Source organism: Ureibacillus thermosphaericus, assembly GCF_002370195.2.
Taxonomy (GTDB): Bacteria; Bacillota; Bacilli; order Bacillales_A; family Planococcaceae; genus Ureibacillus; species Ureibacillus thermosphaericus.
Map to the genome: position 1 here is coordinate 1,629,988 of NZ_AP018335.1, position 12,914 is coordinate 1,642,901.

A 12,914-nucleotide genomic window follows, 5' to 3' on the forward strand; every position below is an offset into this window, starting at 1 on the left:
CATGGCGACGTTTATAGAGAATATCAAGATGTTAAATGACCACGGTGAACTTGTTGAAACAACGATTACGATTGAACAAGGCAAAATTGCTGCAATCGGTGAATCAAAACCAGAAAATGCTGAAGTAATTGATGGAAAAGGAAATTTTGTTTCTCCAGGATTTGTCGATGTACATGTTCATTTAAGGGAACCTGGTTTTGAACATAAAGAAACAATTGAAACGGGCACTCGATCAGCTGCTAGAGGTGGATTTACAACAATTTGTGCTATGCCAAATACAAAGCCTGTACCAGATTCTGTTGAAAACCTTGAATATATTAAAGGATTAATTAAAAATAGTGCAGTGGTTCGTGTCCTTCCTTATGGCTCACTTACTGTTGATGAAGCCGGGGAAAAACGTACCAATATCGCTGAATTAAAAGAACATGGTGCTGTAGCTTTTTCAGATGATGGCGTGGGTGTTCAACTTGCTGCAACAATGTATGAACAAATGCAAGATGCAGCAAAAGTTGGTGCAATTGTTGTTGCCCATTGTGAAGATAACTCATTAATCTATGGCGGTGTAATGCACGAAGGGGTTCGTAATAAACAATTAGGATTACCTGGAATTCCAAGCGTTTGTGAATCGGTACAAATTGCGCGGGACGTATTACTTGCCGAGGCAGCTGGGGCAAGATATCATGTTTGTCACGTTTCTACGAAAGAATCCGTTCGTACAGTAAGAGATGCTAAAAAAGCGGGCATTCGTGTTACTGCAGAAGTTTGTCCACATCATCTCCTATTAGAAGATATGGACATTCCAAGTGATGATGCAAATTGGAAAATGAATCCTCCGTTACGAGCTTCAGAAGATAAAAAAGCTTTAATTGAAGGATTACTTGATGGTACGATCGATTGCATCGCCACAGACCATGCACCACATACTACTGAAGAAAAATGTTGCGGAATGGTTGGAGCTCCTTTTGGAATTGTAGGATTTGAAACAGCCTTTCCATTGCTTTATACAAGATTTGTAGAAACAGAAATTTTTACACTAAAACAATTAGTGGATTGGATGGCTACAAAACCTGCTGAAATTTTCGAGCTTCCTTATGGAAAAATTGAGGTAGGTGCACCTGCTGACTTAACAATTATTGATTTAAATAAAGAGAAAACAATTGATGCAAATGAGTTTTATTCTAAAGGTCGCAATACGCCATTCAATGGATGGAAAGCAAAAGGTTGGCCGGTCATGACAATCTTTGAAGGAAATGTGGTTTATAAGGAGGAAGAATGATGAAAAAGCGTCTCTTAATTTTGGAAGATGGGACAGTATTTCAGGGAGAAGCGTTTGGAAGTGAACAAAGCAGTCAAGGAGAAGTTGTTTTCACAACTGGGATGACTGGGTATCAAGAAACAATTACTGACCCTTCTTTTTACGGTCAAATTGTAACATTTACTTATCCATTAATCGGTAACTATGGAATAAACAGCGATGATTTTGAAACGATTGCTCCTGTTATTCGAGGTGTTGTTGTTCGTGAATTAACGAAAATCCCATCAAATTTCCGTTCTGAAATCACTTTGGATGAGTATTTAAAAACACATAATATTCCTGGAATTGAAGGAATTGATACAAGAAAACTTACTCGCATCATTCGTTCAAAAGGTGCAGTTCGTGCGATGTTAACTGCAGCAGGCGAGGAAGTGAATGTAGAAGAAATTGTTAAACAATTAAATGAAACGCCTTATTTGAAAAATCATGTAAAAGAAGTTTCGACAAAAATGCCATTCCAAAGTCCTGGTAGAGGGAAACGAGTAGTGCTAATGGACTTTGGAATGAAAAACGGGATATTGCGTGAATTAAATAATCGTCATTGTGATGTTCTTGTAGTTCCTTATAATACACCTGCTGAAAAAATCATGAGTTTTCGTCCAGAAGGCATTCTATTATCCAATGGTCCAGGTAATCCCGCCGATGTAACAGAAGCTATTGAAACAATCAAAGAATTAATTGGGAAAGTTCCGATGTTTGGTATTTGCTTAGGGCACCAATTGATTGCATTGGCTTGCGGTGCGAAAAGCTATAAGTTACCTTTCGGACATCGTGGTGGAAACCATCCAGTAAAAAATCTTCAAACTGGTGTTGTTGAAATCACTTCGCAAAACCATGGTTATGTGATCGATGAAAACTCATTGGAAGGTACGGATTTAGAAATTACGCATGTTTCATTAAATGATGGTACAATCGAAGGTTTAAAACATAAAAAACATCCAGTCTTTTCAGTGCAATTTCATCCGGAAGCTTCACCAGGTCCGGAAGATTCGAACTATTTATTTGATGAATTTATTGCATTAATGGAACGAGCAGGGGAGGAAATAGCATATGCCAAAGCGTAAAGATATTGAAAGCATTTTAGTTATTGGTTCAGGTCCTATCGTTATTGGGCAAGCTGCAGAATTCGATTATGCTGGTACTCAAGCTTGTCTTGCATTAAAAGAAGAAGGATATAAAGTGATTCTAATAAACTCAAACCCTGCAACGATTATGACAGATACAGAAATTGCAGATAAGGTTTATATCGAACCGATTAGTTTAGAGTTTGTTTCCCGAATATTGAGAAAAGAAAGACCAGATGCCATACTTCCAACTCTTGGTGGACAAACTGGCTTAAATATGGCAATTGAACTTCAAAAATCAGGTATTTTGGATGAATTAGGGATAGAAGTATTAGGAACAAAATTAGAAGCAATCCATCATGCAGAAGACCGTGAATTATTCAGAAGTTTGATGTTTGAATTAGGTGCTCCAGTGCCTGAATCCGACATTGTTCATAGTGTTGAAGAAGCAAAAGCTTTTGTTGAAAAAATCGGTTATCCAGTGATTGTTCGACCAGCCTTTACGCTAGGAGGTACTGGCGGAGGAATTTGTCACAATGAACAAGAGTTGGAAGAAATTGTTTCAAGCGGTTTGAAATACAGCCCAGTAAAACAATGTCTACTTGAAAAATCCATTGCAGGCTACAAAGAAATTGAGTTTGAAGTAATGCGCGACTCGAAAAATAATGCGATTGTTGTATGTAGCATGGAAAACGTGGACCCAGTTGGTATTCATACTGGTGACTCAATTGTAGTAGCACCAGTCCAAACGTTAACTGATCGGGAATATCAAATGCTGCGCAAAATCTCATTAGATATAATCCGCGCATTAAAAATCGAAGGTGGATGCAACGTTCAATTAGCCCTTGATCCAAACAGCTTCAACTACTATGTGATTGAAGTGAATCCGCGGGTATCCCGTTCATCTGCTTTAGCATCCAAAGCAACAGGTTACCCGATTGCAAAAATCGCAGCAAAAATTGCGGTTGGTTTAACGCTGGATGAAATTAAAAACCCTGTTACCGGCACTACATATGCAGACTTCGAACCTGCCATCGACTATGTAGTAGCAAAAATTCCACGTTGGCCTTTTGATAAATTCGAATCAGCAAAACGAAATTTAGGTACGCAAATGAAAGCCACTGGGGAAGTAATGGCTTTAGGACGTAATTTTGAAGAAGCAATCTTAAAAGCAGTTCGCTCTCTCGAGACTGGCCATGTTCATATCGATTTAAAACATGCAGAAGATCATGATGATAACTGGATTGAAAAACGCATTAAGAAAGCAGGCGACGAACGGCTATTCTTTATCGCTGAAGCAATGCGCCGCGGTGTCGCTGTGGAACAAATTCATAAATGGTCACAAATCGATTTATTCTTCCTATATAAACTGAAAAACATTATCGACATGGAGACTGTTCTTTCTGAAAATAAAAATGATTTAGAAGTGTTGAAACAAGCAAAACGTCTAGGCTTTGCAGATCAAAAAATTGCTGAGCTTTGGGATATGGAAGCGAAAGAAATTTACGAACTTCGCAAAGCAAATGGTATTGTACCGGTTTATAAAATGGTTGACACTTGTGCAGCGGAGTTTGAATCAGCAACTCCTTATTATTACGGAACTTACGAAGAAGAAAATGAATCGATTGTTTCCGACAAACCATCTGTCATCGTGCTTGGTTCTGGTCCAATCCGAATTGGACAAGGCGTTGAGTTCGACTATGCAACAGTGCATTCGGTTTGGGCAATTCAAGAAGCAGGGTATGAAGCAATTATTATCAACTCAAACCCTGAAACGGTATCAACAGACTTTTCAATTTCCGACAAACTCTACTTTGAGCCTTTAACGATTGAAGATGTAATGCACATTATCGATTTAGAAAAACCGATTGGAGTAGTAGTACAATTCGGTGGACAAACAGCAATTAACTTAGCAGATAAACTTGCAGCAAATGGTGTGAAAATTTTAGGTACATCATTAGAAGATATCGACAGAGCAGAAAATCGCAACTTGTTTGAACAAGCTTTAAAAGAATTAGAAATTCCACAGCCAGAAGGGGACACTGCAGTTTCATTAGATGAAGCATTGGAAATTGCAAAGAGAATCGGCTTCCCGGTATTGGTTCGCCCTTCTTACGTTCTTGGCGGCCGTGCAATGGAAATCGTTTATAACGAAAATGAATTGAAACATTATATGGAAAATGCGGTAGAAGCTTCTCCAGATCATCCTGTATTAATTGACCGTTATTTAACAGGTAAAGAAGTAGAAGTAGATGCGATTTCTGATGGAGAAAATGTACTCATTCCTGGCATTATGGAACATATTGAACGGGCTGGGGTTCACTCAGGTGACTCAATTTCTGTTTATCCACCACAAAGTTTAACGCAAAAACAAATTGATACGATTGTGGATTACACAACTAGATTGGCTAGAGGATTAAATATTGTCGGTTTAATGAACATCCAATATGTCATTTCAGATGGAAATGTATATGTCATTGAAGTAAACCCTCGTGCATCAAGAACAGTACCGTTCTTAAGTAAAATTACAAACATCCCGATGGCGAATGTTGCAACAAAAGCGATTTTAGGTCAATCAATTGTTGAACAAGGTTACGAAACAGGTCTAGTTGAAGAGAAAAAAGGTGTATATGTAAAAGTACCTGTATTCAGTTTTGCAAAACTTCGACGCGTCGATATCACACTTGGCCCTGAAATGAAGTCAACTGGTGAAGTAATGGGCAAAGACATAACGTTAGAAAAAGCGTTATATAAAGGGTTGGTTGCTTCAGGTATAGAAATCAAACCGTATGGAACTGTGTTATTTACAGTAGCCGATAAAGATAAAGAAGAAGCCATTAGCCTTGCAAAACGTTTCCAATCTGTAGGTTATCGCATCATGGCGACAGAGGGAACAGCGAAAAAATTCGAAGAAGCAGGCATACGAACAGAAGTAGTAGATAAAATTGGGGGCAAAGGCAAAACGTTGGTGGATGTAATCCAAAACGGTGAAGCCCAAGTCGTAATTAATACTTTAACGAAAGGAAAACAACCTGCCCGCGACGGTTTCCGCATTCGCCGAGAAACTGTTGAAAACGGCATTCCTTGTTTAACATCATTGGATACAGCTAATGCTTTAATAACAGTCATTGAATCCATGACATTTGCAATACAGGAAATGCCGAAAGCGGAGGTATATTCATGATTCGACAAGAGCGTATGACGGTAGTAAGTCAAAGGGAAATTGCGAAAGACATTTTTGAAATGACTTTGCAAGGGCAAATTGTTCAGGAGATGTCTCCTGGACAATTTGTTCATATACGAGTTTCAGATTTGTTGGAGCCTTTGTTAAGACGACCAATTAGTATAGCGAATATTCAGAAAGAAGCAGACGAATTTACAATTATTTATCGAGCTCAAGGGAGAGGGACAAAAGTTTTATCTCAGAAACAAGTTGGCGATGAAGTAGATGTATTAGGTCCTCTCGGTAATGGTTTTCCAGTTGAAGCAGCACGTGAAGGAGAAACTGCTCTTCTTGTTGGAGGTGGGATCGGTGTGCCCCCTCTATATGAGCTGTCAAAGCAGTTAAATGCTCGAGATGTTCGCACCATCCACGTATTTGGCTTCCAAACAGAAGAGTTAGCGTTTTATGAAGAAGAGTTTTCAAAATTGGGCGAAACCTATTATGTAACGGATGACGGATCAAAAGGATTTAAAGGATTTGTAACGGATTTATTGAACGAATTAAAACCAGATTTTAATATCTTTTATTCATGTGGCCCGCTGCCGATGTTAAGAGCATTGGCTTCAATGTATGAGGAGAAAAAAGGATATTTATCCCTTGAAGAACGAATGGGCTGCGGTATTGGTGCTTGTTTTGCGTGCATTTGCAAAACAGAAGAAGGGCAAGAGAAAGGCTACGTTAAAATTTGTTCAGATGGTCCTGTATTTGAGAAAGGAGTTGTGAAATTATGAATCGATTAGATATCCAACTCCCTGGTTTGCAATTAAAAAATCCGATTATGCCTGCTTCTGGTTGTTTCGGATTTGGCCGTGAATATGCCGGGTTGTATGACCTTTCCAAGTTGGGAGCCATTATGATTAAAGCAACGACAGTAGAACCCCGACTTGGAAATCCGACGCCTCGTGTAGCAGAAACACCTGCTGGAATGCTGAATGCCATCGGATTACAAAATCCAGGACTCGAAAAAGTCATGGCTGAAGAATTGCCTTGGTTAGAACGCTTTGATGTGCCGATTATCGCCAATGTGGCAGGTACAACGCCGGAAGATTATGTGGAAGTGGCAAGACGCATTTCAACTGCTCCAAATGTCAAAGCATTAGAATTAAATATTTCGTGCCCGAATGTTAAGCAAGGAGGCATTACGTTCGGAACAGACCCTGTGATTGCTAGAGAACTTGTAGAACAAGTGAAGGCCGTTTCTCAAGTGCCTGTATATGTGAAACTTTCACCTAATGTAACGAATATCGTGGAAATGGCACAAGCGGTTGAAATAGGCGGAGCCGATGGAATTACGATGATTAATACATTATTGGGCATGCGACTCGATGAAAAAACTGGAAAACCAGTCATCGCCAATGTTACAGGAGGACTATCCGGTCCAGCGGTAAAACCGATTGCTTTACGAATGGTTTATGAAGTATATAAAACGGTAGATATTCCGATTATCGGTATGGGTGGCGTGTCTTGCGTACAAGACGTAATCGACTTTATGTCTGCTGGTGCATCAGCAGTTGCAGTGGGTACAATGAACTTTATCGATCCATTCATTTGTCCGAATATTATTGATGCCCTTCCAGCGAAGTTAGATGAGCTTGAAGTAAAGCATATTAAAGAGATTATCGGAAGGAGCCATCGTTAATGAACAAACCGATTATTGCATTAGATTTTCCAAGTGAAATAAAAGTTTTTCAATTTTTAAACCAATTCGATGAAAAATTGTTTGTGAAAATTGGAATGGAGCTTTTTTATCAAGAAGGTCCTGATATTGTAAGAAAAATTAAGGATTTAGGACATGATATATTCCTTGATTTAAAACTTCATGACATTCCAAATACAGTGAAATCTGCAATGAAAGGGCTAGCTCGTTTGGGCGTTGATTTAGTAAATGTGCATGCAGCCGGCGGAAAAAATATGATGGAAGCAGCCATTGAAGGATTAGAGGCAGGAAGTACTGACAAAAGGGCAATGCTCATTGCCGTGACTCAATTAACGTCTACAACGGAAGAACAAATGCAAAAGGAGCAAAAAATCCCATTATCCTTGTTAGATTCAGTATTGCATTATGCACAATTAACGAAAGATGCTGGATTAGATGGAGTTGTTTGCTCTGTTCATGAAGCAAAAAATATTGCGGATGTATGTGGAGAAACGTTCTTACGAGTGACACCTGGAATTCGACTGCCTGGTGGAGATGCTCACGATCAGAAACGGATTGCAACCCCTGACTATGCCCGAATCAATGGCTCTTCTTATATTGTTATTGGACGAGCAGTGACTAAAGCAGAAAATCCTGTAGCAGCTTATAAAAAGGTATGCCAACTTTGGGAGGGAATTTAATGGCTATTGAAAAAGAAATTGCCCAAATCATGTTATTAGTAGGTGCTGTTGAATTAAACGCATCGGAATTATTTACTTGGGCAAGTGGAATTAAATCACCCATTTATTGTGATACACGTTTAACCATTTCTTATCCAGAAGCAAGAAAACAAATTGCGAAAGGTTTAGCGGAAAAAATTAAGGAACATTTTCCTGAAACAGAAGTGGTTGCAGGCACAGCAACAGCAGGAATTCCTCATGCTGCATGGGTGAGTGATGTATTACAATTGCCGATGGTATATGTGCGTTCCAAACCGAAAGATCATGGACGAGGCAATCAAATTGAGGGGAAACTAGAACCAGGTCAGAAGGTTGTTGTTGTAGAAGACATCATTTCAACTGGCGGTTCATCACTTACTGCAGTAAAAGCATTAAGAGATGCAGGATGCGAAGTCGTGGGTGTTGTATGTGTTTATACATACAATTTGCCAAAAGCCGAGGATGCTTTTGAAAATGAGGGTATAAAGTATGTCAGCTTAACGAATTTCGACTATTTAATTGAAGCGGCAAAAGATTCTGGTGCTATTAAGTCCGACGATATTCCATTCTTAAAAAATTGGCATGAAGATTTGAAAGCTGGTAGATTATAATAAAAAAATTCTCCTGAGTCATTAAAATGATTCAGGAGAATTTTTTATTATGCAAAGCCAGGAAAAAATATCCAGTAGATCCGGTGCGGGATGAAAAGGATCGCCCTGGACTGAAAATAGTAAAAAATCAATCTTTTTTCTTAAGTTTTAATACAACTTCTTCATCCGGTGTGACATAGAGCGTTTTTTGTTCAAAATAAATCACAAAACCTGGTTTTGCTCCATTCGGCTTTTTTACATGTCGAATTTTCGTATAGTCTACTGGCACAGAAGAGGAGCTTCTTGCTTTGCTAAAATAGGCGCTTAATATAGCAGCTTCTTTCAATGTTGTGTCGTCTGGATTATCCGAATGAATGACGACATGTGATCCTGGAATATCTTTTGTGTGAAGCCAAGTATCGGATTTTTTAGCTAATTTAAAGGTTAAATAGTCGTTTTGTTTATTGTTTTTGCCGACCGATATAGGAACTCCTGTTGATGACATAAATTTTTCAGGAACAGGTTTTAATTGTTTTTGCTTTTGTTTTTTGTTTCTTTTTTTCAAATAGCCTTGTTCTGCCAGTTCATCACGAATTTCTTCAATATCCGTTGGGCTTGCTTGGTTTACTTGGTTGATGAGCATTTCAAAATATTCAATTTCCTCTTTTGTTTTATCAATTTGCTCTTTTACCCGAATGAGCGCATGTTTAGCTTTATTGTATCTCGCATAATAGCTTTGGGCATTTTCAATAGGTGTTTTTCTTTCATCTAATGGTATTGTCAATTCTTGTTCATTGTAGTAATTCGTTACGGTAACTTCCTTCATGCCTTTGTCGAATTGGTATAAATTAGCCATTAATAGTTCGCCATATAACTGGTATTGATTTAATTTGGAAGCTTGTTCTAAATCTTTATGTAACTTTTTTAATTTTGTTTTCAATTTATTGATTTCATTTTGTAAAAAGCGTTCTAAGTCGCCCGCTTGTTGTTTTACACGGTCCCTTTCAGCTCTTCTGTAAAATGCTCGGTCTAGGAGGGAGCTTAAATCAACAAAAAACGTATTTTTCCCCGATACATGAGTAATTGTTGTCGGTGAAAAATAAGGTTTTCCATCAACTTCTAAATAAGTAGGATTAGCACTAGCAAGAATTTCGTTTATAAACGTGCGGAATATTTCAATTTTATTGTTTTCGTCCTTCATTCGATGCAATAATTCTTTCGCATGAAAAGGAGAAAATCCAGCAAAATGAGCAACTACTTCTTGTGATGTTTTTTCATTTGAGAAAAAGTTCGTAATCTCCTCATCAGATATTGTAATCGGATTGGCTTTTTGTTGTGCTGGTGGATGGATATACTCAAATCCTGGAAGCACTGTTCGATAACTGTTAACGGAAGGTGGTAAATGTTTTAATCCATCGATGATTTTATTGCTTTCGCCATCGACTAAGACCAAATTGCTGTGCCTTCCCATGATTTCAATGATCAATTTCCGGTTGACCGGATCGCCGATTTCATTTTTGCTTTCTATGTGAAACGTGATCACCCGTTCAAAACCTTCATTTTCAATTCTTGTAATAATGCCGCCTTCGATATGTTTTCTGAGGAGCATGCAAAACATTGGCGGTTCTTGTGGATTATCAATCGATTCTTTTGTTATGTGAACACGGGCATATGATGGGTGAATGGAAAATAATAATTTCTCATTTTTCCCTTTTGCCCGGATATGGAGCACTACTTCCAATGCATTCGGTTGATGAACTTTTGAAATCCGTCCGGTTTCAAGTCCCTTCAGTTCATTGATCATCGCTACTGTAAATAATCCATCAAATGCCATAATTGTTCCTCTTTTCTTGAAAAATCACTGAGATATTATTTTATTATGTTTCTATATCTCTGCATTGATTCTAAAGCAATTCCCAAGATATGAAAAGTTTATTAAGAAAAATTCTTTTGACATTTAACAACAATTGAATTATCTTATTATTGAACGGTGGTCAATCAATTGATTGCAACGAGAAAGACATGGAGGATTTATTATGGCAAGAGATGCGTCAAAACCTGTTCTTACGCCAAACATGATAATGGATGCAGCAAGAGATTTGTTCGTAAAAAACGGCTATCAGCAAGTTTCGATGCGTCAAATTGCAAAAGAACTTGGCTGCTCACACGGAGCTCTGTATTATCATTTTCAAAGTAAAGCGGAATTATTTTATGCATTGGTGAAGGAATATTTTGTTCTATTAGAACAGGAATTAAACAATGTATTACAGAAGGACATTGAAAATTTAGAAAAACTTGAGCAATGTATGCTTGGGTATATCAAGTTTGGTTTAAACCATCAGAGCCATTATGAAATAATGTTTATGCTAAAAGATGATGAGGTACGCAATTTCATCAATGAACAACCGATGAAGGTATATGAGAAGTTTGCCAATGCTTTATACACATTATCGAATCAAAAATTGCAATTAAAGGATATTTGGTCAATTTTTCTTTCCTTGCATGGTTTTGTCAGTCACTATTTATCGCATATTGTTGGTTATGATGAGGTGGAGGGTGCTGCGATTGATCATGTGAAATTTTTGCTTAAGGGAGTGTGTTAATTTTTTTTACATATATTTAACCAGTGGTCAATAAAACTTGATGAACCTTTAATTGATCACTGGACAATAAAGGTAGTGTCAAAAAATCTATGAAAACTTAGTTTTGGAGGGATGTGATCTAGCGAAACTAGAGGAAATGCCGCCGCAATCGCTCTTGACAAACACGTCAATGGTTTGATTTCGAACCAACAAGGGCGAAGGGAACAAAAAGAAGGCACACCAAAGAAGCCCTTGCCAATTCCCATTTTAAACCATTGACTGGTTCGGTTTGTCAAGAGTTCGCTTCGCCGATGCTGGTAAGGGCTCTGCTAAACAAAAAGTTAGGCAGTTTGCTCTACTAGCCATTGTTGAGCTAAACCAATCAGTTTTGTCCAACGTGCAGGCATATTCGGCAGTCCTTTTAGCTCTGGAATAACTACAGGCACTTTGCCTTCCAGGGCTGAATGTGGCCGCAAGAAATTAAAATAAGCCACAAACAAAGTCACATAAGAAACGGATCCGTGATCTGATCCAAATCCGTGTGTCGATCTGTAATTGCCCTTAAATGTTCGATTCAGTCTTTCAATAATTTGTTTTAGCGGTCTGTATTCCGTTGAAACCTGGTCTTCGTTGGTTAGTCCAATGACCTGCTTCACATCAAACGTAATACCGTGCTGGGCAAAAAAGTGTTGTGCTAAAAGGTAAATCGGATTGCCATCTACGACAAAGGTGAGGTCTTCCGGGATCTCTTTCATCTTCCATAAGGCCTCATCAATCGCACGAATGGCTGATACCGTATCACGATTTGGAGAAACAGGGTAGGACAGAATAATTTTCTTTACCGCATCAAAAAAGAAAAAAAGATAATGCCAACGACCATTCACCTTAATGTATGTTTCGTCTCCGCAGAATTGATCAGAAAGCTCGTAAGGATAATGATCCACATAAGGTTTAAGAAGAAGTGCTACGCTGTTTTCGTAATTCAATATACTCTGGTGAGAGATGGGTACGCCATGAACATCCTTCATCAGTGCAGCTGTTTTCCGAGCCGATAAGCCATAGTTTACATGGTAGGTTAAAATGAGCCCCAATGTGTGCGGTGACACATGAAGCCTGGACAAATCCACTTTTGGCTTCTTAGGTGAATGTTTGGCTAACGGCTGATAATCAATTTGAAACTGACGGAATATGTATCGAACTTTAAAAGACTGAGGATCCTTTTCGAACTGCTTTTTCTCTTTTTTAGACATTCCTCGCAGTTTCTTTTTGTAATACGGACAGTCATTGTTTTTGCACTTAAATACGAGAAAATCTTTTCTTTCCTTGATCTTCTCGAGTGTTTTCGAACAGTGTGGACATTTTAGTACAGCCTCCTTGGCATATTGATTCTTTTTATTAAACAGACACGCACACACCTTGCATTGATACTGTCCTTTACCTCCGTTATTGGCATAAAGATAATCTGACGGAGCACCACACCTTGGACATTTCATGGATGAAGGTACTTTACCTTTTGAATTGGAACGCCTCTGAACAGGTTTGAGAGGTTTCCCGTTCTTCTCCAAATATTCTTTGAGAAGAATTTGATAATCGAGCTTTTGTAGAGTTTCAATGATTGGCAGCTCATCCACCTGGAGTTTTTGATAAGGCTTATTGACAGGCTTTTCAGTTGGCTTATCAAACATGTTTTTTCCAATCAGAAGGGTAAGTAATGTTCGAATCATTTGATCTTGGTACTTGATATATTCAAGCAAATAGGTTAATAATTGAGGTAACAACTTGTCA

The 12,914-nt window shown here is 38.3% G+C and carries 10 protein-coding genes; 8 read left to right on the forward strand and 2 right to left on the reverse strand.

Annotated elements, in window-relative coordinates:
• Position 1: 1 nt before the first annotated feature.
• The 7 genes from UtA1_RS07815 to pyrE are packed head-to-tail and all read left to right on the forward strand — an operon-like array spanning position 2 to position 8,568.
• Positions 2 to 1,276: a dihydroorotase gene (locus tag UtA1_RS07815; RefSeq protein WP_096550606.1), complete on the forward strand. Its 1,275-nt coding sequence runs from the start codon at positions 2 to 4 to the stop codon at positions 1,274 to 1,276.
• On the forward strand, positions 1,276 to 2,379 hold the full coding sequence (locus UtA1_RS07820) for a carbamoyl phosphate synthase small subunit (RefSeq protein ID WP_096550607.1): 1,104 nt from the start codon (positions 1,276 to 1,278) through the stop codon (positions 2,377 to 2,379). The genes UtA1_RS07815 and UtA1_RS07820 overlap by 1 nt, the downstream gene beginning before the upstream one ends.
• A complete protein-coding gene (gene carB, locus UtA1_RS07825) occupies positions 2,366 to 5,563 on the forward strand; it encodes a carbamoyl-phosphate synthase large subunit (RefSeq protein WP_096550608.1) in 3,198 nt (1,065 codons plus the stop codon). The genes UtA1_RS07820 and carB overlap by 14 nt, the downstream gene beginning before the upstream one ends.
• Positions 5,560 to 6,333, forward strand: a complete 774-nt coding sequence (locus UtA1_RS07830; protein WP_096550609.1) for a dihydroorotate dehydrogenase electron transfer subunit — start codon at positions 5,560 to 5,562, stop codon at positions 6,331 to 6,333. The genes carB and UtA1_RS07830 overlap by 4 nt, the downstream gene beginning before the upstream one ends.
• The gene (locus UtA1_RS07835; RefSeq protein WP_096550610.1) at positions 6,330 to 7,241 is read left to right on the forward strand and encodes a dihydroorotate dehydrogenase; all 912 of its coding nucleotides are present in this window, start codon (positions 6,330 to 6,332) and stop codon (positions 7,239 to 7,241) included. The genes UtA1_RS07830 and UtA1_RS07835 overlap by 4 nt, the downstream gene beginning before the upstream one ends.
• A complete protein-coding gene (gene pyrF / locus UtA1_RS07840; protein WP_096550611.1) occupies positions 7,241 to 7,939 on the forward strand; it encodes an orotidine-5'-phosphate decarboxylase in 699 nt (232 codons plus the stop codon). Before UtA1_RS07835 ends, pyrF begins: the two co-directional genes overlap by 1 nt.
• Positions 7,939 to 8,568 carry an orotate phosphoribosyltransferase gene (gene pyrE / locus UtA1_RS07845; RefSeq protein WP_096550612.1) on the forward strand — a complete coding sequence of 210 codons (630 nt, stop codon included), beginning with the start codon at positions 7,939 to 7,941 and terminating at the stop codon, positions 8,566 to 8,568. Before pyrF ends, pyrE begins: the two co-directional genes overlap by 1 nt.
• Positions 8,569 to 8,695: 127 nt before the next feature.
• On the opposite strand, the gene UtA1_RS07850 is transcribed toward pyrE, so the two are convergent.
• On the reverse strand, positions 8,696 to 10,381 hold the full coding sequence (locus tag UtA1_RS07850) for an Rqc2 family fibronectin-binding protein (protein ID WP_096550613.1): 1,686 nt from the start codon (positions 10,379 to 10,381) through the stop codon (positions 8,696 to 8,698).
• Between the two features lie 202 nt (positions 10,382 to 10,583).
• On the opposite strand from UtA1_RS07850, the gene UtA1_RS07855 reads away from it, so the two are divergent.
• Positions 10,584 to 11,150, forward strand: a complete 567-nt coding sequence (locus tag UtA1_RS07855; protein WP_096550614.1) for a TetR/AcrR family transcriptional regulator — start codon at positions 10,584 to 10,586, stop codon at positions 11,148 to 11,150.
• 320 nt (positions 11,151 to 11,470) lie between these two features.
• Here UtA1_RS07855 and UtA1_RS07860 read toward each other — a convergent pair whose 3' ends face one another.
• Positions 11,471 to 12,907 (reverse strand): DDE-type integrase/transposase/recombinase, encoded by a 1,437-nt coding sequence (locus tag UtA1_RS07860; RefSeq protein WP_096550615.1) that lies wholly within the window; start codon positions 12,905 to 12,907, stop codon positions 11,471 to 11,473.
• Positions 12,908 to 12,914: the final 7 nt, after the last annotated feature.